The organism is Dyadobacter sp. 3J3, from assembly GCF_009801115.1.
Classification (GTDB): Bacteria; Bacteroidota; Bacteroidia; order Cytophagales; family Spirosomataceae; genus Dyadobacter.
In genome coordinates this window covers 111566-134259 of the sequence record NZ_VTOL01000003.1, presented here as the reverse complement: position 1 = coordinate 134259, position 22694 = coordinate 111566, and the positions used below count along the sequence as shown (strand labels likewise).

31 protein-coding genes and 1 pseudogene are annotated in these 22694 nt (G+C 38.9%); 27 read left to right on the top strand and 5 right to left on the bottom strand.

The genetic code is table 11. From position 1 onward, the window contains the following. Positions 1-31: 31 nt before the first annotated feature. Complete coding sequence (locus FZF08_RS07510) at positions 32-1405, top strand: sigma-54 dependent transcriptional regulator (protein ID WP_159468027.1); 1374 nt, start codon at positions 32-34, stop codon at positions 1403-1405. A 119-nt stretch (positions 1406-1524) separates the two neighbouring features. Next, positions 1525-2166 carry a TMEM175 family protein gene (locus FZF08_RS07505; RefSeq protein ID WP_159468026.1) on the top strand — a complete coding sequence of 214 codons (642 nt, stop codon included), beginning with the start codon at positions 1525-1527 and terminating at the stop codon, positions 2164-2166. Positions 2167-2191: 25 nt separating this feature from the next. Here FZF08_RS07505 and FZF08_RS31725 read toward each other — a convergent pair whose 3' ends face one another. Beyond that, positions 2192-4348 carry a sigma 54-interacting transcriptional regulator gene (locus FZF08_RS31725; RefSeq protein WP_229216449.1) on the bottom strand — a complete coding sequence of 719 codons (2157 nt, stop codon included), beginning with the start codon at positions 4346-4348 and terminating at the stop codon, positions 2192-2194. Between the two features lie 298 nt (positions 4349-4646). Between FZF08_RS31725 and FZF08_RS07495 the strand changes: the two genes are divergently transcribed. The 7 genes and pseudogenes from FZF08_RS07495 (at position 4647) to FZF08_RS07470 (ending at position 10901) form a co-directional block, all read left to right on the top strand. Beyond that, positions 4647-5642: an alpha/beta hydrolase gene (locus FZF08_RS07495; RefSeq protein WP_159468025.1), complete on the top strand. Its 996-nt coding sequence runs from the start codon at positions 4647-4649 to the stop codon at positions 5640-5642. A 39-nt stretch (positions 5643-5681) separates the two neighbouring features. Continuing rightward, positions 5682-6368: an alpha/beta hydrolase gene (locus tag FZF08_RS07490; RefSeq protein ID WP_159468024.1), complete on the top strand. Its 687-nt coding sequence runs from the start codon at positions 5682-5684 to the stop codon at positions 6366-6368. 98 nt (positions 6369-6466) lie between these two features. Further along, positions 6467-7417, top strand: coding sequence for an alpha/beta fold hydrolase (locus FZF08_RS07485; RefSeq protein ID WP_159468023.1), 951 nt, complete (start codon positions 6467-6469; stop codon positions 7415-7417). Between the two features lie 198 nt (positions 7418-7615). Continuing rightward, a complete protein-coding gene (locus tag FZF08_RS07480) occupies positions 7616-8134 on the top strand; it encodes an alpha/beta hydrolase (protein WP_200837047.1) in 519 nt (172 codons plus the stop codon). Between the two features lie 33 nt (positions 8135-8167). Next, the gene (locus tag FZF08_RS32040; RefSeq protein ID WP_255463440.1) at positions 8168-8293 is read left to right on the top strand and encodes a hypothetical protein; all 126 of its coding nucleotides are present in this window, start codon (positions 8168-8170) and stop codon (positions 8291-8293) included. A gap of 536 nt (positions 8294-8829) precedes the next feature. Then, positions 8830-9321, top strand: a pseudogene (locus FZF08_RS07475) (aldo/keto reductase). A 314-nt stretch (positions 9322-9635) separates the two neighbouring features. Next, a complete protein-coding gene (locus FZF08_RS07470; RefSeq protein ID WP_159468022.1) occupies positions 9636-10901 on the top strand; it encodes a site-specific integrase in 1266 nt (421 codons plus the stop codon). Positions 10902-10952: 51 nt separating this feature from the next. On the opposite strand, the gene FZF08_RS07465 is transcribed toward FZF08_RS07470, so the two are convergent. Further along, positions 10953-11354 carry a hypothetical protein gene (locus tag FZF08_RS07465; protein ID WP_159468021.1) on the bottom strand — a complete coding sequence of 134 codons (402 nt, stop codon included), beginning with the start codon at positions 11352-11354 and terminating at the stop codon, positions 10953-10955. A gap of 57 nt (positions 11355-11411) precedes the next feature. Between FZF08_RS07465 and FZF08_RS07460 the strand changes: the two genes are divergently transcribed. Then, positions 11412-11726, top strand: coding sequence for a hypothetical protein (locus FZF08_RS07460; RefSeq protein ID WP_159468020.1), 315 nt, complete (start codon positions 11412-11414; stop codon positions 11724-11726). 212 nt (positions 11727-11938) lie between these two features. Here the strand turns inward: FZF08_RS07460 and FZF08_RS07455 are convergent, their stop codons facing one another. The 3 genes from FZF08_RS07455 to FZF08_RS07445 all read right to left on the bottom strand — a co-directional run bounded on the left by FZF08_RS07455 (position 11939) and on the right by FZF08_RS07445 (position 14053). Beyond that, positions 11939-12358 carry a hypothetical protein gene (locus tag FZF08_RS07455; protein WP_159468019.1) on the bottom strand — a complete coding sequence of 140 codons (420 nt, stop codon included), beginning with the start codon at positions 12356-12358 and terminating at the stop codon, positions 11939-11941. Positions 12359-12593: 235 nt separating this feature from the next. Then, the gene (locus FZF08_RS07450) at positions 12594-13346 is read right to left on the bottom strand and encodes an Ig-like domain-containing protein (protein WP_159468018.1); all 753 of its coding nucleotides are present in this window, start codon (positions 13344-13346) and stop codon (positions 12594-12596) included. 35 nt (positions 13347-13381) lie between these two features. Next, a complete protein-coding gene (locus FZF08_RS07445; RefSeq protein ID WP_159468017.1) occupies positions 13382-14053 on the bottom strand; it encodes a S24 family peptidase in 672 nt (223 codons plus the stop codon). A gap of 97 nt (positions 14054-14150) precedes the next feature. Between FZF08_RS07445 and FZF08_RS07440 the strand changes: the two genes are divergently transcribed. The 17 genes from FZF08_RS07440 (at position 14151) to FZF08_RS07360 (ending at position 22692) form a co-directional block, all read left to right on the top strand. Beyond that, entirely contained in the window at positions 14151-14369 is a 219-nt protein-coding gene (locus FZF08_RS07440; protein WP_159468016.1) for a hypothetical protein, read from the top strand. Between the two features lie 49 nt (positions 14370-14418). Continuing rightward, the gene (locus FZF08_RS07435; protein WP_159468015.1) at positions 14419-14601 is read left to right on the top strand and encodes a hypothetical protein; all 183 of its coding nucleotides are present in this window, start codon (positions 14419-14421) and stop codon (positions 14599-14601) included. Between the two features lie 18 nt (positions 14602-14619). Beyond that, the gene (locus FZF08_RS07430; protein ID WP_159468014.1) at positions 14620-15489 is read left to right on the top strand and encodes a Rha family transcriptional regulator; all 870 of its coding nucleotides are present in this window, start codon (positions 14620-14622) and stop codon (positions 15487-15489) included. Next, positions 15486-15932, top strand: a complete 447-nt coding sequence (locus FZF08_RS07425) for a hypothetical protein (RefSeq protein ID WP_159468013.1) — start codon at positions 15486-15488, stop codon at positions 15930-15932. The genes FZF08_RS07430 and FZF08_RS07425 overlap by 4 nt, the downstream gene beginning before the upstream one ends. A 37-nt stretch (positions 15933-15969) precedes the next feature. Next, entirely contained in the window at positions 15970-16320 is a 351-nt protein-coding gene (locus tag FZF08_RS07420; protein ID WP_159468012.1) for a helix-turn-helix domain-containing protein, read from the top strand. Positions 16321-16325: 5 nt separating this feature from the next. Beyond that, on the top strand, positions 16326-16553 hold the full coding sequence (locus FZF08_RS07415; protein ID WP_159468011.1) for a hypothetical protein: 228 nt from the start codon (positions 16326-16328) through the stop codon (positions 16551-16553). Between the two features lie 4 nt (positions 16554-16557). Next, positions 16558-16839 (top strand): AlpA family transcriptional regulator, encoded by a 282-nt coding sequence (locus FZF08_RS07410; protein WP_159468010.1) that lies wholly within the window; start codon positions 16558-16560, stop codon positions 16837-16839. Further along, the gene (locus FZF08_RS07405; RefSeq protein WP_159468009.1) at positions 16836-16997 is read left to right on the top strand and encodes a hypothetical protein; all 162 of its coding nucleotides are present in this window, start codon (positions 16836-16838) and stop codon (positions 16995-16997) included. The genes FZF08_RS07410 and FZF08_RS07405 overlap by 4 nt, the downstream gene beginning before the upstream one ends. After that, on the top strand, positions 16982-17170 hold the full coding sequence (locus FZF08_RS07400; RefSeq protein ID WP_159468008.1) for a hypothetical protein: 189 nt from the start codon (positions 16982-16984) through the stop codon (positions 17168-17170). Before FZF08_RS07405 ends, FZF08_RS07400 begins: the two co-directional genes overlap by 16 nt. After that, positions 17167-17328 (top strand): hypothetical protein, encoded by a 162-nt coding sequence (locus FZF08_RS07395; RefSeq protein ID WP_159468007.1) that lies wholly within the window; start codon positions 17167-17169, stop codon positions 17326-17328. The genes FZF08_RS07400 and FZF08_RS07395 overlap by 4 nt, the downstream gene beginning before the upstream one ends. A 28-nt stretch (positions 17329-17356) precedes the next feature. Next, entirely contained in the window at positions 17357-17641 is a 285-nt protein-coding gene (locus FZF08_RS07390; RefSeq protein WP_159468006.1) for a hypothetical protein, read from the top strand. 47 nt (positions 17642-17688) lie between these two features. After that, positions 17689-18606, top strand: coding sequence for an ATP-binding protein (locus tag FZF08_RS07385; RefSeq protein ID WP_159468005.1), 918 nt, complete (start codon positions 17689-17691; stop codon positions 18604-18606). Then, positions 18581-19210 carry a hypothetical protein gene (locus FZF08_RS07380; protein WP_159468004.1) on the top strand — a complete coding sequence of 210 codons (630 nt, stop codon included), beginning with the start codon at positions 18581-18583 and terminating at the stop codon, positions 19208-19210. Before FZF08_RS07385 ends, FZF08_RS07380 begins: the two co-directional genes overlap by 26 nt. Continuing rightward, positions 19167-19529 carry a hypothetical protein gene (locus tag FZF08_RS07375; RefSeq protein ID WP_159468003.1) on the top strand — a complete coding sequence of 121 codons (363 nt, stop codon included), beginning with the start codon at positions 19167-19169 and terminating at the stop codon, positions 19527-19529. Before FZF08_RS07380 ends, FZF08_RS07375 begins: the two co-directional genes overlap by 44 nt. Then, on the top strand, positions 19516-19962 hold the full coding sequence (locus tag FZF08_RS07370) for a single-stranded DNA-binding protein (protein WP_159468002.1): 447 nt from the start codon (positions 19516-19518) through the stop codon (positions 19960-19962). The genes FZF08_RS07375 and FZF08_RS07370 overlap by 14 nt, the downstream gene beginning before the upstream one ends. A 295-nt stretch (positions 19963-20257) precedes the next feature. Continuing rightward, on the top strand, positions 20258-22147 hold the full coding sequence (locus FZF08_RS07365) for a DNA cytosine methyltransferase (protein ID WP_159468001.1): 1890 nt from the start codon (positions 20258-20260) through the stop codon (positions 22145-22147). Positions 22148-22185: 38 nt separating this feature from the next. After that, positions 22186-22692 (top strand): hypothetical protein, encoded by a 507-nt coding sequence (locus FZF08_RS07360; protein WP_159468000.1) that lies wholly within the window; start codon positions 22186-22188, stop codon positions 22690-22692. Positions 22693-22694: the final 2 nt, after the last annotated feature.

Here is a 22694-nt window from a genome sequence, read left to right as displayed (position 1 = left end):
TAAAATCAGAAAGCTGATTGATGAAAAATATATGGCAAAAATAAAAATTTTGATTGTTGAAGATGAGTTTATTGTTGCCAATGATCTCAGGTTAATGCTTACCAGAGCCGGGTATCTTGTGTGTGGAATTGCTTCTTCTGTGATTCAGGCAAGGCAACTTATAACGTTAAAAAATCCCGATTGGGTTTTGCTTGACATTATCCTTAAAGGTGACAAAACCGGTATAGACCTTGCTTTTGAACTTCGTGAAACAGGGGTTCCGTTTCTATTTATTTCAGCTAATACCAACCAAAGTACGCTTGAATCCGTAAAAGAAACGCAGCCTTACGGCTTCATGGTCAAGCCATTCAGAGAGCGTGATCTGTTGATCATGCTGGATATTGCCCGTTACAAATACGATCTGGAACAGGGGAATATAATACCTCCTGGGCCTGAGCCTGCCGTTACGGCCATTCCTGTGATTGAAGGTGTAATTGGTGAAAGTCCTGCACTAATAGCTGTTTTGAAAAAGATTGCTATTGTAGCATCCACCCCTAGTTCTGTAATCATAATCGGTGAGAGCGGAACAGGAAAAGAAGCTTTGGCACACGCCGTGCACACACTTTCACATAGAAAGAACAAACCTTTTGTCACGCTGAATTGCGCCGCCCTTCCCGAGTCTTTGATTGAATCGGAATTATTTGGCCATGAGCGTGGAGCTTTTGCCGGAGCTAATAACAGACGGATCGGAAAATTTGAACAGGCGGAAGGCGGGACTGTTTTTCTGGATGAAATAGGGGAGCTGCCACTGGATTCACAGGTTAAGTTGTTAAGGGTTTTACAGGAAAAAGAGATCGAACGGCTTGGTGGAGACGATACCATTAAAGTGGATGTCCGGATTGTTGCGGCCACAAACCGCAATCTTGAAAAAGAAGTTGCTGAGGGCCGTTTCAGGCTGGATCTATATTACCGGCTCAATGTTTTTCCAATTTCTGTCCCACCACTTAGGGAGAGAAAAGAAGACCTTGAATTGCTTGTCAATTATTTTATTAAAAAATATACGCAGCAATTAAAACGCGGTAAACTAACGCTGTCTGATTTTGCTTTCGATCAGCTCAAAAAGTACAACTGGCCCGGAAATATCCGGCAACTTGAACATTTGATTGAGAGAAGTATTCTGTTAACTCAAAGCAGTCAGATAGAAAGCGTCGAACTGCCGGAAGCTCAGATAGAAATTCGTGAAAAAATACCTGGCGGCAGGATTAAAACCATGGAAGAAATGGAAAGGGATCATATTATGAGCGCGCTGAAAGAATGTCGTGGAAGGGTTTCCGGCCAGGGCGGAGCTGCGGAGCTCTTGGATATGCCAGCCACTACTTTGTATTCAAAAATGAAGAAACTGGGGATTAAGCAAGATTATTATTGACGGGCTGTCGGCTGTCGGGCGCCAGCCTGGATACGACTGCTCTGAAAATTGTCTAAAATTTTATTTTTTTCATAAGTCTTATTGCCGAAGTTAAATTAGAATTACACTCAAATAACATTATGGAAAAGGAAACCACTCGTATTGAGGCTTTTAGCGACGGGGTCTTTGCAATTGCTATTACGTTGCTGGTATTGGATCTTCACGTGCCCCAGTTCGAAGAGGTAAAAAATACCCCGCTGTTACTGAGTCGTTTGCAGCAGGCCTGGCCGTCCTATCTGGCGTTTACGATTTCTTTTTCCAGTATTTTTATCATGTGGGTCAACCACCATAAAATTTTCAAGCAGATTTATAAACGAAATTCGGCTGTCATGTTTTCCAACGGGCTGATCCTCTTTTTGGTGACTTGCGTTTCGTATCCTACGGCCCTGTTATCGAAATTTTATAATACTGCCTCTGTCGAACTTGTCGTAGCGATTTATACAGGTATGTTTGTGCTTATCAATTTATCCTATAACTTATTATGGTTTTGTGCGAGCCGTCATAAAGAACTTTTAAGACCGGGAATGACTGATAGCGCAATCCGAAAAATCACCAGAAACTATCTGTATGGGTTACCAACATATCTGGCCGCATTTGCCACGTCTTTTTATAATCCTATGGCGGCATTGATCATTTGTGTTTCACTCTTTATTTTCTGGGCATTGTCGTCAGGGAAAATAAATCTTACCGACAATGAATCTTTACAAAAAGCGCATTTTTGAAACAGACATTTTTCCAAAGAAGAGTTTATTTTTTCTCAATAAAATGGTCTTTTTTAATACCGAGCCGCTGCATCCTGGAAATTAAGGTAGTTGACGGAAGTCCAAGTTTGGCTGCTGCGCCATGCTGACCGGAGATCCTGCCACCGCAGCTTTTTACCACTTTTAAAATATATTCTTTTTCAACCTGTTCCAGTGGTTTGATGACAAAATCATACTCCTGAACCGAAGTACTGATAGGCGGATTTTTTGGAAGATGTATTTCTTTAATCGTTGGCCCGTCTGCCAATAACACGCTTCTTTCCACTAAATGTTGTAATTCACGCACATTTCCAGGCCACGAATAGGCCATCATTTCCCGGATCACATTTTGTGACATACCTGTGATTTTTTTACCGGCATTTTTCGCATAAATTGTAATGAAATGTGACGTCAGCGTGGTGATGTCTTCCTTCCTGTCACGAAGGGGAGGAAGCGTAATTGGAAAAACATTTAGCCGGTAAAAGAGATCGCTGCGGAATCTTCCGGCTTCCACTTCAATGAAAAGGTTTCTGTTGGTAGCTGCAATGATCCGAACGTCGACTTTGATAGTCGATCTGCCGCCCACACGTTCTATTTCCCTTTCCTGCAATACCCGCAAAAGTTTTACCTGAAGTTCAAGAGAAAGTTCTCCTATTTCATCCAGAAACAGCGTGCTCTTGTTGGCGAGTTCAAACTTGCCAATCCGCCTGTCGACAGAGCCCGTAAAACTTCCCTTTTCGTGCCCGAACAATTCACTTTCAATCAGATTCGGAGGCAGCGCGGCACAGTTTACTTTGATCATCAGTTTATCCTTACGTGGCGATTCCTTGTGAATTGCCCTGGCTATGAGCTCTTTACCTGTACCTGTTTCCCCCAACAGCAATACGGTCGAATCTGAGAAGGCAACCTGCGAGATCAGGTGAAATATTTTTTGAATTTCCGGGCCTGACCCTATGATTTCCGAGAAGCTGTTAGCCGATTTATTTTCTTGCTGCAAGTAATGGTTTTCTGCCAGAAGCTGCTGTTTGAATTTATTTATTTCAACAAGCTGCTGTTCGATTTTTTCGTTTGCGAGTACGTTGAAAATACCTGTACCAAGCTGGGCAGCAATTCCCTGGAGAAGGCTGAATTTGTCTTTAAAAAACGAACCGGCTTTTTCTGCATATAAGTACAAAACTCCTTTGGGTTCATTGGCATTTAGTATTTTTATTACCATGAGCTCTCTGATGCCCGCTTTTGCCCAGTGATTAACGTAACGAGGAATTTCTTTTAGATGGAGTAATTCTTTTATAGGAAATATCAATGGACTTTCAGCTTGCATGGCCAAATCAAAAATGCCGTCATTAACTTTATGCAGATCCTGAATAACCGGATTTACTCCGTGACCTGCCTGGGGAATCTCGCCATCATGGCTATGCAAAAAAGGGGTATGTGTATTGCCATCTTCATTAAGCAGGCAAAACGTGTAGAAATTCGCTGAAAATAAATCGAGCACTTGCTTGCTGACAATATGTTGTAAATCACTGCGACTTCTGGCGGAAGCGATGTTATTTCCAACGCTGAGCAGTATTGATTTCTCATTTTCACGTTCCTCAATTTCTTCATTAGCAACAATGTTTGCAATCGTTATCGCCAGCTGATAAGACAGCCCTTCGAGTATTCGTAACGATTCGTCGTTCACCGTATGCGGATTTTTAAATAATAGAAAAAAAACACCAATTCTTCCCCGCTGGTTAACGAGCGGAAGTGCTATCATTTCCTTTATTCCTTTTTGATGAATTTCGCTAAGATAAGCCGGTGAAGCCGTATTTTCCTGCAAAGTTTTTTGGATATCAAACCGGGTTATCCCTTTGCTGCTGTGTGCTATTTCAAAGAAACCATCTTGTATAGGTAAATTTTCACCTGATAAAAAAAAAGCTTTTAAACCATCTTTTGTCAGATCTGTATTGTGAAAAAAAGTCCTGTGAAATTCCTGAGGTTCCTGGACGGTGCATATCAGGAAATCATCAAAAATAAAGGTCTCTTTAAATTTGCTGTTGATAATTCCGATCAGATCTTTTTTATCCCGCACGGACGCCAGATCACGGCTAATGGATAATAACAATGCTAATTCTTTCTGACTTTCAACAGGTTCATTTCCTGTAATATCCAAATTGAGATTCATTTTATGTAGGTGCTTACATTGACTGGTTTCTGTCTTTAAGTAAGGACTTCTCACTAATTAAAGATAGTAAAATTTACGATAACTGGTAAGGGTTCAGTTTCTATTAAGAAAGGCTTTCTTTAGGTCGTTTGTGCTCCACCGTAATCAATTCATAAATTTACGGTATTACGTAAATTTTTTGGTTAAATATTTAATTTAAATTATTGAAAATCAAATACTTAAATGGATGGCACATTCTTTTAAGTTTGTATTGTAAATATTTAGTTTTAGGCAAATACTTACTCTAAAAGCAGTAGTTATGAATGACATTCAAACAGGCTCACAAACAATCACAGATTTTTCCGTTGACCCTGCCATTTCAGTAGAGGTTAAAAAATTCCTGACTGCCCTTAATTCAGGTGGAGGTGATCCGCTTGAAACCATGTCGCCGGAAAATGCAAGATTGGTTCTTGTAGGTGCCCAGGCATCCGTAGACGTAGATTACTCCGGTGTAGATTTCGCAGAAAAAGTTATTGAAGCAGATGGGTACACGATTAAACTGGATATTGTGAAGCCGACAGGAATCACGAAAACGCTACCGGTTTTTATTTTTATTCATGGCGGTGGCTGGGTACTTGGTGATTTTCCAACCCACAAAAGGATGGTGCGTGATCTGGTAGTGCTTTCAGGAGCGGCATGTGTTTTTGTCAACTACACGCCATCTCCGGAGGCTCAGTATCCGCAAGCGGTTAACGAAATTTTTGCGGCTACAAAATGGGTTGCAGAAAACGGTGCAGAGATTAATGTAGATGGAAGTAATCTTGCGATTGTTGGTAACAGCGTAGGAGGGAACATGTCTACCGTAACGGCAATAAAAGCAAAAGAAAATAATGGTCCTAAGATCAAACTTCAAGTCCTGATGTGGCCGATCGTCGCTGCTGATTTTGACAATGAAACCTATCAGTTGTATGGCAAAGACCGTTTTCTTACAACGCCATTGATGAAGTGGATGTATGACAACTATACGACTGACCCGGCTGAAAGAGCACAAATTTATGCCTCTCCCTTGAATGCGACGCTTGAACAGTTGAAAGGTTTGCCTCCTACATTGATACAGGTAGCCGATGCGGATGTTTTGCGGGAAGAAGGTGAAGCTTACGGCCGTAAACTGGATGAAGCCGGGGTTAAAGTGACCACAATCCGTTACAACGGAACGATACACGATTTCGGTTTGCTTAATCCAATTGCTCATATTCCTCAAACCAAATCTCTTTTTCTTCATGCTGCGGCTGAGTTGAAAAAGTATTTGTTTTAAGACCTTTCATCATTTACCAAATTCCCTTTTTTAATCAACATGGAAAAGAACAAAATTAAAAATGTCGTTATAGTCCACGGAGCCTTTGCGGATGCTTCTGGCTGGGAAGCCGCCTATAATATTTTGAAATCAAAAGGTTACAAGGTAACATTGGTTCAGAATCCGACTTCCACTTTGCAGGAAGATGTGAACGCTACGCTTACAGCGTTGGATCACCAGGATGGGCCAACCGTTTTGGTAGGGCATTCGTGGGGTGGAACAGTCATTACCGAAGCGGGGGATCACCCAAACGTAGCAAGCCTGGTATATGTAGCCGCTTTTATCCCGGACGAAGGAGAATCTACACTGGCGCTGGTTCAGTCGGAAGCTATTCTGGAAGTAAACGGCATTCTTGCTCCTGACGACAAAGGATTGGTATATCTTGACAAAGCTTTATTCCAGGCTACTTTCGCCACGGGTCAATCCAAAGAAAAATCGGACTTTATGTACGACTCGCAAATTCCGTTAACCGTTGCGTCTTTCATAGCGCCGGTTACCAAAGCTGCCTGGAAAACAAAACCATCGTTCGCCATTCTTCCAACAGACGATGGTACGATCAATCCGGTTTTGGAGCGTAAGATGTATAAACGTGCAGGGTGTACCGTTACAGAAATGACAGGAGGACATACATTGTTCATGACCAATCCGGAAGGTGTGGTTGAGGTAATTGTTCAGGCTGCAGGGTAATTGCATAAGAATTAAAAATATATAAAATTTTGAACCGGCAGGCTTTTCGCTGAGAACCGCCTGCTGGTTTTCTGTTCAACCTTTTAAATTTTACTACAATGAAAAATATAAAAATCTCCGTGATCGTGGCAGCCTTGTCTTTATGTACACTGGCAATGTCTTGTGACAATAAAACAAAAGAGGATAAGGCAAAGGAAAATGAAGGTATTGATCAAAATAATACTTCCAGTGCCAGACAGGAGTATATTGAGGTAGAGCCCAACGTTCGTCTTCATGTGACCGACCTGGGTGAAGGGAAACCGGTTGTATTGATCCACGGGTATCCTTTAAGTGATGCCATGTGGGAATATCAGTATCACGCTTTAGTTAAAGCCGGCTTTCGCGTCATTGGTATTACATTGAGAGGATTTGGGCAATCCGACAAACCTTACAGCAAATATAATTACGACGAATTTGCAAAAGATATCAAAACTGTGCTTGACAAACTGGATGTAAAAGATGCAACGATTGGCGGTCATTCGATGGGGGGAGCTATTGCCCTGCATTATGTAGCCAAATATGACGGTGCGCATATCAGTAAACTGGCGCTGTTCTCAGCCGCGGCTCCCTGCCATACAAAAAAACCGGATTATGCTTATCCACTTTTTACAAAGGAAGAAATTTCCCAGTGGGTCGCGCTTAATAATTCAGATCGACCGGCATTACTGGCTGCGGTTGGACAAAAATTTACATTGTCTGCAACTTCGTTATCACCTGGCATTGGCGGATGGTTGGGAGGGCTCGAACTGCAATCTTCACCTTATGCTATGGAGCAGGCTCTGATCGCACTTCGTGATGAGGATCTTCGTGGTGACCTTCCTAAAATAAAAGTTCCAACACTGATTTTCAATGCAAAGGAAGACAAAATTGTAGCATTCGCATTGGCTGAACAAATGAATAAAGCCATTGCTGGGTCAAAACTCGTGCCTTTTGATAAAAGCGGACATGCTTCTTTCATAGAAGAAAAAGACAAATTCAATGAAGAATTTATCAGGTTTTTGAAAGAGTAAAATCAGTCGGGAAATTAAATATTTTGTCATCCGGAACGCTCTTTCGCGGCGTTTTCTTAAATCATAAATCCAGAGACAAGATGAAAAATTTGATATTATTGAAAAAAGTGACTAGCGTTAAAATAAGCTTGCTTGTTCATTTTGATGTTTATAATGAGGCTAAATTTTGCCGCAAAAACTTAGTCAGTTAAAAATGTAGTGATCGTTCATGGCGCTTTTGCTGATGGTTCAGGGTGGAAAAGCGTTTATAATATTTTGGTTACGAATGGATATCATGTTTCGGTTGTCCAAAATCTGCTAACTTCATTAAGGGATGATGTTGATGCAGCCAATCGCATCATTAACATGCAGGACGGTCCAGTTTTACTGGTAGGTCATTCCTGGGGTGGTACTGTAATTACAGAAGCGGGTTTAAATCCAAAAGTTGTGGCGTTGGTGTACGTTGCAGCGTATCAGCCTGAAAAAGATGAAAATACAATGAAATGGTCTATATCCCTTCCAACCGCTCTGGAAAGCGGCATTGGCGCTCCGGACGCAAACGGCATTATTTATTACGATAAGGTAAAATTCATAGCTGGTTTTGCGGCAGATGTAAGTAAAGAAGAAACTGATTTTATGTATGATTCGCAGCAGCCTGTGTTTGCGGAAAACTTCGCAACCGCTGTAAAAGATGCTGCATGGAGAACAAAGCCGAGTTATAGCATCGTTGCGACCTAAGACAAAAGCATCAATCCTGACATTGAACGAAATATGTACAAAAGTTCGAATACTAAAATCACGGAAGTAAAAGGAAGTTATGTCATTTTTATGTCGCAGCCAAAAGCGGTTGCTGATGTAATTGTGCAGGCTGTTATGAAAGCCAACGCCAAAAAGTAGGGTGTGATATTGAATAATAATTAATGGATCCGTTTGCCTGACCGGCATTCGGATTTTTTTATGAAGTAATTTTAAGTTTTTGCTAGGGAATCTGGTTTAAAAATATCCTAAAAAGAAAGACACTTATTAAAGCATTTGGTCGAGCTATTTTATTTAGCACCATCAATAAATTCGATAATAAGCTGGTTTACGTAAATAGTCTTTATTAAAAGGCAATGGATAAAAATAGCTCTTGACAGCAAAATGGCAGATTCTGGTGACTGGTAAACAACTTCCACAAAGCCAAATCATCAGCATATCATAAACCCGATGCAAAGTTACAAAGCCGAACACTTCAAACGTTTTGGAGGGAAGTATAATATCACGGGATGGCAAGATTTTCGCTTTGATCTTACAAGGGTATTTGATCCCGGATTTGATAAGCACATTGAAAAAATGATACGGGAAATCGCGAAATACAGCAATGATAAATTTTTACTAGGTTACTATTACAGACATTGAACTTCCCTGGAAAACAAACACCTGGATAAGGATCAATGGGTTTTGCCGATTTGGGATGGGACATTAGACCAAAGTGTTCTATGTTGGATCGTTGGGTTGAAAAGGAACTGTTGGATGTTTTAGAAGAAAATGGCGTGGGCTGTATTCCGTTTTCACTTTTGGCACAAGGCTTATTAACGAAGAAATATCTGAAAGGTATTCCAGTCAGTTCGAGAGCCGCGAGCCATAGAGGGAACTAAGCTGTTGATTAGGACGAGATCAAGGACGAAAAAATAAACAAGGTTCGTCTGCTTAATTAAATGGCAGAAGAACGTGGACAAAACTTAGCACAAATGGCACTTGCCTGGATATTAAAGGACCCCCGGATAAGCTCCGTATTGATTGGTGCAAGTAAACCAGAGCAGGTAACAGACTCCATTAAATGCTTTCAGAATTATGCATTCTCGTCAAAAGAACTGCTAAGAATAAATTTAATTTTAAATAGTAATCAGGTAAATCAATTCGCCATGCTATGCCCTATTTACTAATCATTTAAGAAGCTAACTGGTCATAGAATGGAATGGAGGAATTATTTCGAACAATAGTCGATAGATAAAAAAACGGGATAAATCAGCCATTTTCTGATTTATCCCGTTGGGTGACCCCGCTGAGGTTCGAACTCAGGACCCACAGATTAAGAGTCTGTTTTTGATCTATATCGTTCATTTTTAGGCTTTTTGCGACTTTTGATTTATTGGCTAAATAACTCCAAATAAGGCAATTTTGTTGAATTTTATTTTAATATTTTTTAATGCATTTTGTATATTTGTGTGCAAATCGTGTGTGCACCAAATTTAATTAAATGTATAGCTATTCCCAGGACGGTATTACCATTTCTTCAATTCAAGATATTCGAAAACCAAATAAGGACAAAAAATTCCCAGTAAAAATCAGGGTAACTTATAAACGTGATAGGAAATATTATTCCACTGGAAAGAATATGTCTGTTCAAGAGTGGGAATCTTTGCCGGGGACAAAAAGTAAAGCTGCCAGCGAATTGAAATTTGCCATTCAGACTTCATTTAACTTAGTGTCAAAAGTAGCGCAAGGTCTTATAAATGATGGGGGATTTTCATTTGAGCTTCTCAATATCAGGCTGGGAAAGGGAGTAGACAGCAATTTAAATTCTGCATTTGCGTCTAAAATTCAGATTCTTAAAAAGGAAGAACGTGCCGGATCTCAACTGTTTTATGGATATACATTAAGTAGTATAGAAAAGTTTGCAGGTGATAATATTTCATTCAATTCAGTCACATTAGACTGGCTTAAGAAATATGAAAAGTGGATGCTTGACCGAAATATGTCGTATTCCACTATTGGTATTTATATGAGGACACTGCGAGCTATTATTAATGAAGCTAAAAAGGCAGGAATAATTAGAGCAATGGACTATCCTTTTGGTAAAGATAAATATCAAATACCATCTGGTGAGAGTCGTAAAATGGCTCTTACTCGCGATGACATAATGAAAGTTATTCAGTATGATGATCAATGGGAAGCAACTGCCAGGTATCGGGATTTGTGGATCCTTAGTTATTTAATAAATGGAATTAACATCGGAGACCTTGTTCGACTTAAGGACAATAATATAAAGGACGGTGAAATTAGGTTTTTCCGGGCCAAGACCATTAGAACTACGAAAAAGAAGAAAGAAATAATAGCGACTTTAACACCGATGGTTGGCGAAATGATTGAAAGATGGGGCGTAAAAGGTCGTAAGCCTAGTGATTATATTTTCCCATATCTTACCGGAAAAGAGGATGCAATGCAGGAAAGATTGATAATAATGGATCTTACCAAGCGCATAAATAAAAAGCTAAAAACAATTGCTGATTCTATAGGCATTGCAAAATTTACCACCTATTCTGCCCGGCACAGCCACGCAACTGTGCTTAAAAGATTAGGTGTAAATATTGCCTCCATTGCCGAAAATTTGGGGCATCCAGATGTAAGAGTTACTGAGGCATATTTAGATTCATTTGAAAAATTGGAACGTCAAAACAACGCAGCTTTACTTACAAACTATCCAGATGACAATATTGCAGAAGAGAGCGCAAAGCAAGTGTAATGGATTGTAAATTTTACATTATATTGAAATAGTTTGAAAAATACCGAAATCTCAATTGTGTTCTTCGAACATTTCTCCATTGCCGGTTAATATCCATTGAGCAGATATCGAATAATCATTAACCAGGTAATAGATAAATATCACAGGCAAAGCATATCTTTCAGGCATTTCTCTTAATCTGGTGAAATTGCCATGATTGATTGCATACTTTTTAACAAACTCATAAGTACTTTTTATTTTAGGGAATTCGAGACTTTTTTCGTGTCTTTCGAGTAGAGTGTCATATGCCTGGAAAAATCGGGAATGTATTGCGATTGTCTCTGGAATCTGTTTGGTTGGATTCCTTTGTCTCATAGCTTTTGCTGATTCTGCTTTCTTTTCATCAGAAATTTTCGGTCGTCCGCGGCCTCTTTTTGGATTGTCAGATGAATTGCTTTCGGAGATGTTTGTCATGGCTGATTGTTTTTGTAATTTTATATTATTAATCACACACTATTATTAATTGTTTCTATGAGTACTACTAATGAAAAGCTTTTCATTAATCTGTCATTACAGGAATCGCTAGTTAAAAATGATGAAGGAAAAGTAATCGGCACTATTCGTAGGCTATTTTCTAAAGACGAAAAGATCTGTGAGATTTTTACAGCCAGAAATTCACAATTCCGAAATATCGACACCGCTGAACTTTTAAACTCCAACTTAAATCTACTTCGCGACGTTGGCCTGGATCAGCGCAAGAAGACTGCTGATGTTTGCCATAACAGATATTATTTTTTCAGTTTGTTCGGGTATAAGTGGCTTTATAGTTTCAAGTTTTGGAAGTAATTTTTCTTCATTTTATTAAATACACACTATAAAATATGAATGCAGACCAAGAACTTCGATTTAAGTGCATTGAGTTTGTTACAAGGCAGGAAACATATATCTCCCGTTCTCCTATTCTACACATGGTTCATGCACAAATGCTTTTCAATTTTATTGATTCTGGAAAGCTGCCAATGGTGTCATATCCTGATGCTGATAAATTTGCCGACGATTTACTTCAAAAATCTTTGGATTTGATGATAGAGGAACGTAAGCAAAGTGATAAGTCCCCCGATTCCGCCGATGAGAATCCCAAGACTCTCAATTTTCTTGAATCGTTGGCTCTCAATTTTGGAAAGAAGCTCCGACTCAAATAGGCTAGTTAGTGATAGCTCGCCGCTAACAGTTGTTATATATTTGCCATTGTCGAAAGGTTCTTGTTCAATGTAATTTCCATCTTCATTTTGTAATAAATCTTTTCCGGTATACCTAAGAAATCCAACACCTGACAGTTCCTGATAAAGTTTAGATTCATAAATATCATTATCTGGGTAAGCAGACATTAATTTATTGTATTCACTTTCTTCTTCCTTTGATATAACCATTTTATGTCTCAGTAAAATAATTCTCTTTCTATCATTCCCAAAATTCATAATTCAGACAAATATGGAAGTTTACATAAATTATTTTCTTCAACTTAATACTGTTGTTCAATGCGTTTTTCTGGTTTGCGCAACGGCACTTATTTATAAACTACTGGAATTATTCATAGGAGGAGGGGCGTTCAAATGGATGAAGTAATCACTTTTTAAATTTCCGGATACAAAACATTTGTCGACAACTTTTCCCGCTGCACTCATAAAGTCAAATTGGGAATTGAAAATGTTTTCAGTTCTGTTTTATTATATTTTTAAATGATTCTATTGCGGAATTGTATTGATCACTCACCATTCGTCCATTTGTTGAATTTGGAAGATAAACTCCCATATATCCATATGATGGATCTACGGTCAATACCACACCCCATGTTCTTTCATCGTTAAGCATATAAACCTTTCCATCAATTGTCGCTCTATCAGGATATCTTTCTTTTAGAAAAGTTGAAGAGAGAGCTACTGTTGAAGTTGCATTTTCAAACAAAATCCCGGCACTTGCCAATCTTTGATTTGTAAAAACATATAATACGGCGCGAGTTTGAGTGATAGATGAACCTTCATATAATAATCCCGTTGCAGTCTCAGTTAAAAGTTTTCTTTTTTCCTTAGATTTTATAGTTTCCTTTAAAGCTCCAAATTCAATGTAAGGTTCAGTAAATAATGTAACATAAGGAGTAATCGTAACTTTACTTTCTACATTTTTCCCGTATGCAGTTCCTGTTATTGTCGTTTCTCCAATCTTTCTTGCTTTAAACAGGCCATTTGCATCAACTTTACCTACTTTTTCATTCGATGAAATCCAGTTGAAAGTAGACGGAAATACATCTGCTGAACCTTTTTTTAGAGCATACTGATGCTGAGAGTCATATTTCAATTCAATTGTTGGAGAGTCAATAATTGTTTCCGGCTCCGGTGTTTTATCTTCACTTTTTGAGCAACCTGTAAAAAGTAAAGCGCAAACTGATAGTAGTAATAAATGTTTCATTTCTTTTTGTTTAGAGGTGATATTATTTAAAATGTTTAAATACGTTTGCTTAAATGACCATGTATTAACCAAATGGAACGTATCGCTCTTTTTGGCATTTCAAATTCATCGTAAGATTTGTTTTCGCTTTCCAGAAGGAAATATTCAAGTGGATTTTCTCTAAATCGCTTGATGTACTTTAGGTACTTACGCCCATCATCACATACTATACCATAAACTTGACCATATTCCAGATGTTCATTCCATCTTTCAATTTTGGTGCCGAATAAAACAGAGCCACTTTTGATCAGGCCCTCCATACTATCTGAATATGCACGAAATGCGGTGCATCCCCGAAAGTCGGGAATATCCATATAATATGTTGGTTCAGTGCTTTGGTTATCTACTGCGTCAAAATTAGTTCCCGCTATAAAATCTATTTCCCAATAAGGTATCAAATCCGAGTTAGGTTTGAAATCTGTGAGTTTTTGAGAATTTTCTGAAACAAAGTCGCTACCAAGAACAACATCACCCAAAGCTCGCTCAATAATTTTATAGCTTTCCGGTGAATGTCCCCTTATTTTGTCTAAGATTTTTGCTGAAATATCGCTATCCCTAGATAATGTATTATTGAGATATCCATTGGATATTCCAGCATACCTTTCAAATTCAGTGATTGAAAGTCCCTCTAATTCAAGTTGTTGAAATATTTTTTCAATTTTTTTCAAAATATCTTAGATAAAATTTGTTTCATAGATAAAAATCTATGATATTTGTCTATGTCAATTACAAAACAAGTGCAACACTAAAACAAAAGTAACCAAAATGGATAAATCAATTCATAAAAAATTAACTGAACGGCATAATGAGTTGATAAAGCTGGGAAAAGTTATGGTGGCCGTCAAGGAAAGCACATATACGTATAAGACTTACGAGAGAGCAATAAAGGGAGGTGATGAAGTAAGGGCTGATACATTGGAGCATATTTTAACTGCACAATCTAAGGTTATCGAAACTACAAAAAGCAAATTGCTTGCATTGTAATCTATATTTCAGTTGTCTTTAATCTGTATTTATTTAAACTCTTATTATTATGCAAAACCTTGACCTTGAAATTCCTACGGAATCCGAATTGATTCAAAACGGTAAGCCGAACGAGTTTCTGTTTATCACTGACGGCACTCACTTTGGATTGTATTTTAATACCGGATTCGAAATAATCAGAGTGAAAGATCAAAAACCAAATTTTCAGTGGACTCCTGAGTTTCAGTTTTAACATTAAATCAACATTCATATGGAATTAGTAACTAACAATGGAGGAAGAGTTGAAACCGATAGTCTTCGAGTCGCTCTGAAATTTGGGAAACAACACAAAGATGTCCTTGAATCAATTCGCGAATTGACGACAGCGGAAAATTCCGCCGTCCTCCGAATGTTCACAGAAACGACATATTTGAATGAGCAAAATAAAAAGCAACCCATGTTCACCATGAACCGCGACGGATTCTCATTATTAGTTATGGGATTCACAGGAAAAAAAGCTTTGCAGTTTAAACTGGATTTTATTTCGGCATTTGGTCAAATGGAAGAGCAGTTAAAGCAACTTCAATTTAATCCAGGTGTAAATTTCAATCTTCCAACAACGCTTCCAGCTGCGCTTCGCCAGCTTGCTGAAAAATACGAGAGCGAAGAAAAATTGATTTCTCAGAACAACACGTTGCTAATTCAGCAGGAAGGGTTGAAGATACAAAACCAGGCTCAGGCGAAAGCTTTGATCGAGTCAGCCTCCAAAGTCGAATTTCACGACAAAGTGCTTGATACTCCTGATCTTTTTACAATATCGACTATTGCCGCGGAACTTGGGTTCAGATCACCATCTGCCCTAAATACTTACCTGAATACAAAAGGGGTTTTAAAAAGAGTTGGTGGTGTTTGGCTGTTGACGGCAAATTTTGTAGGAATGGGATACACGGGTCCTAAAACGCACACCCATACTGATAAGAGCGGTGTGCAGCATTCAACAATTCTTACATGTTGGACGCAAAAGGGACGAGAGTTTATTCATAGATTTTACAGCGCTAATCCTCCGGGAGGATCGGTAAGAGTTTTGAAACCATTTATCAATACTCCTCCAAAGGGCGGAAAAAGCGCAGTATTGCAATGAATCAGCCAAAAATTATCCCGATCAGATCAATTGGCAGGTATAAAGAAAAAAAGGAAACCGAGGAGAATTCGAGACCAAGAGGTAGGCCAAGAAAGGAATTGAGCGAGCTAAAAAACAAGCCCACGCCAAAGGCTAAGGATAAATTTGTTCAGGTAAAACAAATTCAGGTGGCAAAGGAGCGATTCCGTTGGGCGATGGATATTTTGATTAAAAACGGAACAATCGAAAGCGTATATCGTTTTTGCAAGGATTATGGGCTAAATCAAGGAAATTTTTGGAGTACTTGCCATCTGAAAGACAATCCACTACCATCCATCTATAATGATTTCTTGATCCATGATTATGGTGTAAGTGCGCATTGGTTGTCTACCGGCGAGGGGAGGATGTTCATGGTGGAGTATAACAATGATGTAGAGGCCTTAACAGGATTTATTGGAGCCTAAAATAATCAATGATTTTCTCACTAATAAGCATTCAATAATGGAATTAATCATAACAACTAAGGAGGAATTGGCTTCCGTTATTCAGGATGCCATAAAGGAATTACTAGCTAACTATAATGTTGGAAATTCTCCACCTAAACAGAAATGGCTGAATATTGCCGATGCACTTAAACATATCAATAATCGAGGGATAAAAATATCTAAAGGAACTCTTTACTCAATGACCCATAAAAAGGAAATTCCATTCTTAAAGTCCGGCATCCATGTTGTGTTTGACCAAGAAGAGCTTGATGAATGGATAAAGAACCGAGTAGCAAGAAAAAGCACCCAGCAAGATCCGGTGGCCGCGAGTGCCAGAAGAAAAGCATTATGCCCACATAAATCATAGGACAAATGAGAAATAAAGAGAAAAAAGATTTGAAAGAAATGATTCAAGTATTTTTTGGAGAGTTTGAATCAGAAGCTAATTCCACGCCAGAGGATGCAGTTCACTGCATGTTTGTTGATAGTCTGTTGGATCAAGTTGATGATGTGAATTCATTTGAATTATCAAATAGAGTTCGCGCCTTTGATCATCTAAAGAAGTTATTCAGGGATTTAAGAGAATATGTAAAAGAATAATAACATGAGCGAAATCGAAATACCATATTATTCAAAAAAGGTGTTAACGCTGGATGAATTAGTTAAATACACCGGATTTTCAAAAAATCATGTATATCGTTTGACTTCGCAATCAAAAATACCGCATTCAAAACCCACCGGAAAATCCATATTTTTTGAACGTGAAAAAATAGAAGAGTGGTTACTTCGGGGATATGTGAAAACAAATGAAGAAGTCGATAATGCCGTTGATAATTTTTTATTAAACCATTCAAGTAAAAGAAAAACCAAACCAAAACCTATATGAAAAATACTCCTATTGAAGTTAAGGCTGCTCGTTATTTTATTGCTCTGATCTGGATCATTGCGTCAATTATCGCTACGATCATCATTAGCCCGATTCTGCTTTCTGAAATTTTTATCCACATACTTGATTCCAGACCATCGATATGGCGAAGTTACTAATATTGGTCACCTTCATTTGTGCAGCTGCCATCACACAAAAGTTAATTCCCGCGCTAATCTGGATTTGCAGCAATCCGACGATGTATACAGAGTCCTTTGGTTACCTGCCGCTTTTGATTATCACTGTAATGGTGCTTCTGGCACCCAAAATTGCAAAACAAATCAAACAATGATTCCAATAGACATTTATGGTTTGGTGTCAGATATCAAATATCTGATATACAAATTCGTCGGTGAGCAACCCGAAACAAAAGTTGCCTTGGGCCTGGCAGTGTTGGCTTTTATCATCCTTCTTGCCTTTTTGATTCCCGTTAAGAAGGAAAAAGTTTAACAGCGTATAAGTATAACCGTAATATCAAATGAAAGAATTTATTGTATCCATTATTTCCCTTGCAGAGCAATTCTCAGCATTAACAACGTCAGGTGAAGCGACAGCCGAAATGAATGGAATGGGAATTTCGATAGACCGTTTGTTTCCTGAGGCTTATGCAGTTAGAATGAATGAAGTTCAAGTAATAATCGGTTTCCGTTTGAAACCATACGTGACGTTTTTTGAAACTGATCAGATTGATACTGAACAACTTTCACTGTTTGTTAGTGAATTTGAGCAAAAACTGGAAACACTTACTTTGCAGGCAGCGTAAGTTTAATATCCAATAAAAAAATCAACCAACCTTTATAACTTAACAAAATGGTAATCAAACAACCAACAGACCCAATCGCAGTTGAATGGCTTATTATGCTTATTTATGGGCAGCCAGGTGTGCGCAAAACTTCATTTTCTTTTTCGTCTAAAAATCCGTTGCTTTTAGACTTTGATAACGGAGTAAAACGCGTAGGACCAAAATACCGAGGTGCTTATGTTCCAATTAAAACTTGGGATGATACTGATGGTTTATTTGAAACAAAGACCGATTTGTCATCGTATGATACTATCATAATCGATACTGCCGGGAAAGCATTGGAAGTTCTATCGCTTAGCATTATGAAAGGAGATTCCAGGATGAAACGTAAGGACGGAGCCCTGACACAGCAAGGGTTTGGCGCTTTGGCTCAACGGTTCAAAGAATTTATGACAAGGCTCCGGGATCTTGGGAAACATATTGTTCTAATTGCTCATGACAAGGAAACTAAGTCCGGTGACGAAACGATGATACGGCCTGACGTTACAGGATCCACCGCATCAAACATTATGCGTGAGGTTGACCTTTGTGGATATATGCGTTCTCATAATGGGAAATCAACTATTACTTTCAATCCTTCCGATAATTTTTACGGAAAGAACACTTGCGGACTCCCTGAATTCATGGAAGTTGACGGTGTTAAACTCTCTGATGTTATTGAGTTGGCATTGAAAAATATGAACGACGACACCGAAATCTACAAGCAATATCTGGATCAGATTCACAAAGTTCAAACAGCTTTATCGGTTTGCGAAAATGCTGATGATTTGAATGAGGCGAAAGAGGTGATTATGCAAATTGACTTCATCTCGGATGTAAAAATGCAAGCTGCTAATTTAATGAAAGAGAAAGCGGCTGCCCTTAAATGTGTAATTGATAAAGTTACCAAACGATATCAAGATGCTACAAGTTCGGTACCGGCTTAGCCCGGATATGATCGATACTTTCGATCTATATTTAAAGGGAGGTTCAATAGGGTATTCGTTCGAAGCATTTGATTTGATTAATTACCTGAATACTGGATATATATTTAACGGTGAGGAAAATCCGACAGACAGCCAAGTTGCTAATTTTTTCAAGGAGGTAGTTTTTAAAAAGGATGTCTCATCGGATAATATTGAGCTTGTCAGAAAGATGCTTCCCGGATTTGGGCAAACGGATATTTTTTGTTCAACTATCCTTGGTGATATCGAAGTGGGCGGGATGATTGATTATGTGGGGTTCGGGAAAGGGTTTGTATTCAGAGCCATGAAGTATTATCAAATTCCATCGATGCTACACTCTAGCTGCCATTGGTATATGAAAGCGCTGGAACAAAAAGGATTAACGGAGCTTAACTATGTGATCATTTCAGACGGTCACGTACATGTTGAAACCTATACGCCTTCAACTTATGACTTTGGAAGACTTGAAGACAAACTGAAATTGTTCAGAATATTTTTAGAGGAGTATAAAGATCAAATAACCAATCAAAACATTTTTAATAATGGAATTGGAAGAATTAAGGAGGATTCATCCGCTAACCGTTAAAGAGGTCACCTCCGTTGAAGATATTAATGCCCGGATTATAATGAGAAAGTTTAATAATCAAAGTGATTTTAAATTTTACTATTTCCTGGCTGCTCATTTTGGTGGTATTTATGACAAAGATAACGCTCGTTTTAAAACTCATTATGAATACAATCCTGAGACATCCGAGTTAAAACATGCACGAATCCGCATATCCAATTTCATATCAGAGCGAAGCATAATCAGAAGTAAAGGAAAAATCTACTTCTCGGGATTTTACAAATATCAAGTACTGAGTCAAATAGAGAATTTTAAAACAGACAATAATGGCAAGTGTTAACAAAGTAATTCTTATCGGAAATTTAGGCAGCGATCCAGAAGTTAGATATCTGGAGAGCGGATCTGCCATAGCGAAATTCAGCATTGCTACGACCGAAGCTTACACGAACAAAAACGGTGAACGAGTTGAAAATACCGAATGGCATCGAATTGAGCTTTGGGAGGGATTGGCAAAGGTTGCAGAGAAATATTTAAAAAAAGGGAACCCGGTTTATATTGAGGGAAAGATAAGGACAGATAAATTCACCGACAAAGAAGGAGTTGAGAAATATTCGACAACTATTCGTGCCAATAGCATGACGTTACTCGGCGGCGCGCCTGTTTCCGGTGGAAATCAAATTTCCGGACAAGGTCAACAAACTCAACAACGGCAACCTGACCCAATTCCACCTGGAATGGGACCTAATAAAGACGACGACGATTTGCCTTTTTAAAAATTTGTGGAGGGTTGGTAATCCATGCCGGCGGACATACTTCTGCCAAGCTCATTGCTTTTCAATAGTGATTTTATCCAACATTAATATCCATTCCAATGAAAGAGTCAAATGAAGATTGGAAATACATTCTTTACAGCTGGTGGACATTCAAGGTTATAGCGGTGCTGCTGCTGATCTGGCTGCTTTGTTGATCAAACGAAATAAAGGTTAAGGGTTTAGGTTTCGCGCTATCAGACGCTTCTCTGGTCCTGCGCTTGCAGGTTTGTTTTATATAAATCATCTCAATACTAACATGATCATTTCGAAAAATAAATCGGGCAACCCAAAATATATCGTCATTGATCTTTTTTGCGGAGCAGGAGGCACAACCACTGGATTTGATATGGCAATGATCAACGGACAGAAAGCCGCATGCATTGCTGCCTGTGTAAACCATGATCCTTTGGCGATTGAATCACATTGGAAGAATCATCCTGATGTACTTCATTTTTTAGAAGACATTACAAAATTATATGGTCAAGTTGTTAACGGGATCCTTTTTCAAACCGATCACATGCGTCAACTGGTACGTCTGGTTGAAATTTACCGTGCTGCTTATCCGGATGCAAAGATTATCCTTTGGGCAAGTCTTGAATGCACCAATTTTAGCAAAGCAAAGGGTGGTCAAGCGCGCGATGCAGATTCGAGAACACTGGCCGATCACCTGGACCGGTATGTTGCCGCTTTGGATCCTGACTATGTCCAGATTGAAAATGTTGTTGAGTTTATGAGCTGGGGGCCAATGAAAGATGGAAAACCAGTTTCAAAGAAAAATGGTCAGGACTGGATCCGATGGAAACAACATCTTTGCAGTTTTGGGTACCGTGATGAATGGAAGGAGCTGAACAGTGCGGATTTCGGAGCTTATACAAGCCGAAACCGACTATTTGGAGTATTCGCAAAACCTGGCATGCCAATCATATGGCCACAGCCAAGTCATAGCAAAAAACCATCTTCCGGAAGTATGTTTGGTGACCTTAAAAAATGGAAGGCTGTTAAAGATGTTTTAGATTTCGAAGATGAAGGATTATCCATTTTTAATCGCAAGAAACCACTTGTTGATCCATCGCTTGAAAGAATTTATGCGGGACTTGTAAAGTTTGTGGCTGGCGGGAAAGAAGCTTTTATACTGAAATACAATTCCACGGACGGGAAAGGATATCACAACCCGCCATCAATTGATGAACCTTGTCCGACAATAGCTTGCCAAAATCGTTTAGGTTTGGTCAACACCTCATTCATTGCAAAATATTATTCAGGGAAGCCAGCCGGAAAAGTTATCCCAGTAACGGGTCCTTCTGGCACTATAACTTGCACTGATGGTCAAGCACTGGTGAATGTAAAACCCTTCGTAATGAATACTAATTTCAAAAACGTTGGAAAATCTATCAATGAACCTGCTGCAACTTTGGTTTCAAGCAGGCGTCACCCATATTTATTGACGCCAGTGCCGTATTTGGTAAATTATAATCATTCGAGTGTCACAAACGATATTGAGCTACCTGCGCCGACTTTGGTATGCAAAGATAAGTTAGCTTTAATCAATCCTTCATTTTTAACTAAATATCATGGTACAGGTGAAAATATAAACTCTATCGAATCACCTGCCAGCACTTTAAGTACGAAAGATCGATTGGCAAAAGTACAGGCAGTCTGGTTTGATAAAACCTATACAGGAAATGGAAATATTTCATCCATTGAAAATCCGGCCGGGACCTTAATGCCAATAGATAAGCATAGATTGATTAATTGTGAGCCTATTATTTTGAATCCCTCTCATGGTGGTCACACTATGTCAACTAATGGGCCGTGCCCTGTCATAATAGCCAGGCAGGATAAGGCCCCTCTTTATTTGATTCAGTTTAAAATAGATCCTGAATATAATATTCCGGTTTACGACGATGATTCGGAAGTGATGGTGCGGATTAAGATTTTCATGTCAATCTACGGAATAGCCGACATAAAGATGAGAATGTTGAAGGTTCTTGAACTTCTAAAAATTCAAGGTTTTCCTGCCAATTACGTTTTAGCCGGAAATCAATCAGATCAGAAAAAGTTTATCGGTAATTCTGTGGTTCCGCATGTTGTTCGCGCCTGGACAGAAGCCATGTCTGGTAAAACCAATTTGTCAAAAGTTGCGTAAAAAGTCTTCAACTAATTCAAAATCAATATAAATCCAAAATGGAAACACAATTGTTAACCATGACACCGGCCAATGCCCAAAAAGCATATAACAATGCAGAAGCTTCGATTAAAAAATGGATGAGAGAGTCTTATCCGGACTTTAATTTTGACCGTAAGCTGATAGATCGCATTGATACCTATCAAGACGCCTGTCAGGAGCTGAATATTATTCCGCTGGCAATCTCCGACTTTTCATTTATTCCATCAAATGACCGAGAGTCACTGTATGCCTATCACCAGCTGACAATTATCGCAAGAGTGCTAAATGAGGGATGGGAACCCGATTTTTCAGACAGTAGCCAGTATAAATATTATCCATACTTCGTCTGGAATGAGGAAGCTGCGGGTGGTCCCGGTTTTTCGTACCGCGGTTACGGCTACGTTCGCTCGTACTCGTTCGTCGGTGCCCGCCTCGTTTTTCTTGATTATGATGCCATGAAATGGGCAACGATTCAACCGGAATTTGTCGAGATATATAAAGCCTGGATGACATTCTCGGAATAAGA

Excerpts from the sequence above, each read along its gene's own strand:
- FZF08_RS07510 (WP_159468027.1), top strand. The coding sequence starts at position 32 with ATGGCAAAAATAAAAATTTTGATTGTTGAAGATGAGTTTATTGTTGCC.
- FZF08_RS07505 (WP_159468026.1), top strand. The coding sequence starts at position 1,525 with ATGGAAAAGGAAACCACTCGTATTGAGGCTTTTAGCGACGGGGTCTTT.
- FZF08_RS31725 (WP_229216449.1), bottom strand. The coding sequence starts at position 4,348 with ATGAATCTCAATTTGGATATTACAGGAAATGAACCTGTTGAAAGTCAG.
- FZF08_RS07495 (WP_159468025.1), top strand. The coding sequence starts at position 4,647 with ATGAATGACATTCAAACAGGCTCACAAACAATCACAGATTTTTCCGTT.
- FZF08_RS07490 (WP_159468024.1), top strand. The coding sequence starts at position 5,682 with ATGGAAAAGAACAAAATTAAAAATGTCGTTATAGTCCACGGAGCCTTT.
- FZF08_RS07485 (WP_159468023.1), top strand. The coding sequence starts at position 6,467 with ATGAAAAATATAAAAATCTCCGTGATCGTGGCAGCCTTGTCTTTATGT.
- FZF08_RS32040 (WP_255463440.1), top strand. The coding sequence starts at position 8,168 with ATGTACAAAAGTTCGAATACTAAAATCACGGAAGTAAAAGGAAGTTAT.
- FZF08_RS07470 (WP_159468022.1), top strand. The coding sequence starts at position 9,636 with ATGTATAGCTATTCCCAGGACGGTATTACCATTTCTTCAATTCAAGAT.
- FZF08_RS07465 (WP_159468021.1), bottom strand. The coding sequence starts at position 11,354 with ATGACAAACATCTCCGAAAGCAATTCATCTGACAATCCAAAAAGAGGC.
- FZF08_RS07460 (WP_159468020.1), top strand. The coding sequence starts at position 11,412 with ATGAGTACTACTAATGAAAAGCTTTTCATTAATCTGTCATTACAGGAA.
- FZF08_RS07455 (WP_159468019.1), bottom strand. The coding sequence starts at position 12,358 with ATGAATTTTGGGAATGATAGAAAGAGAATTATTTTACTGAGACATAAA.
- FZF08_RS07450 (WP_159468018.1), bottom strand. The coding sequence starts at position 13,346 with ATGAAACATTTATTACTACTATCAGTTTGCGCTTTACTTTTTACAGGT.
- FZF08_RS07440 (WP_159468016.1), top strand. The coding sequence starts at position 14,151 with ATGGATAAATCAATTCATAAAAAATTAACTGAACGGCATAATGAGTTG.
- FZF08_RS07435 (WP_159468015.1), top strand. The coding sequence starts at position 14,419 with ATGCAAAACCTTGACCTTGAAATTCCTACGGAATCCGAATTGATTCAA.
- FZF08_RS07430 (WP_159468014.1), top strand. The coding sequence starts at position 14,620 with ATGGAATTAGTAACTAACAATGGAGGAAGAGTTGAAACCGATAGTCTT.
- FZF08_RS07425 (WP_159468013.1), top strand. The coding sequence starts at position 15,486 with ATGAATCAGCCAAAAATTATCCCGATCAGATCAATTGGCAGGTATAAA.
- FZF08_RS07420 (WP_159468012.1), top strand. The coding sequence starts at position 15,970 with ATGGAATTAATCATAACAACTAAGGAGGAATTGGCTTCCGTTATTCAG.
- FZF08_RS07415 (WP_159468011.1), top strand. The coding sequence starts at position 16,326 with ATGAGAAATAAAGAGAAAAAAGATTTGAAAGAAATGATTCAAGTATTT.
- FZF08_RS07410 (WP_159468010.1), top strand. The coding sequence starts at position 16,558 with ATGAGCGAAATCGAAATACCATATTATTCAAAAAAGGTGTTAACGCTG.
- FZF08_RS07405 (WP_159468009.1), top strand. The coding sequence starts at position 16,836 with ATGAAAAATACTCCTATTGAAGTTAAGGCTGCTCGTTATTTTATTGCT.
- FZF08_RS07400 (WP_159468008.1), top strand. The coding sequence starts at position 16,982 with ATGGCGAAGTTACTAATATTGGTCACCTTCATTTGTGCAGCTGCCATC.
- FZF08_RS07395 (WP_159468007.1), top strand. The coding sequence starts at position 17,167 with ATGATTCCAATAGACATTTATGGTTTGGTGTCAGATATCAAATATCTG.
- FZF08_RS07390 (WP_159468006.1), top strand. The coding sequence starts at position 17,357 with ATGAAAGAATTTATTGTATCCATTATTTCCCTTGCAGAGCAATTCTCA.
- FZF08_RS07385 (WP_159468005.1), top strand. The coding sequence starts at position 17,689 with ATGGTAATCAAACAACCAACAGACCCAATCGCAGTTGAATGGCTTATT.
- FZF08_RS07380 (WP_159468004.1), top strand. The coding sequence starts at position 18,581 with ATGCTACAAGTTCGGTACCGGCTTAGCCCGGATATGATCGATACTTTC.
- FZF08_RS07375 (WP_159468003.1), top strand. The coding sequence starts at position 19,167 with ATGGAATTGGAAGAATTAAGGAGGATTCATCCGCTAACCGTTAAAGAG.
- FZF08_RS07370 (WP_159468002.1), top strand. The coding sequence starts at position 19,516 with ATGGCAAGTGTTAACAAAGTAATTCTTATCGGAAATTTAGGCAGCGAT.
- FZF08_RS07365 (WP_159468001.1), top strand. The coding sequence starts at position 20,258 with ATGATCATTTCGAAAAATAAATCGGGCAACCCAAAATATATCGTCATT.
- FZF08_RS07360 (WP_159468000.1), top strand. The coding sequence starts at position 22,186 with ATGGAAACACAATTGTTAACCATGACACCGGCCAATGCCCAAAAAGCA.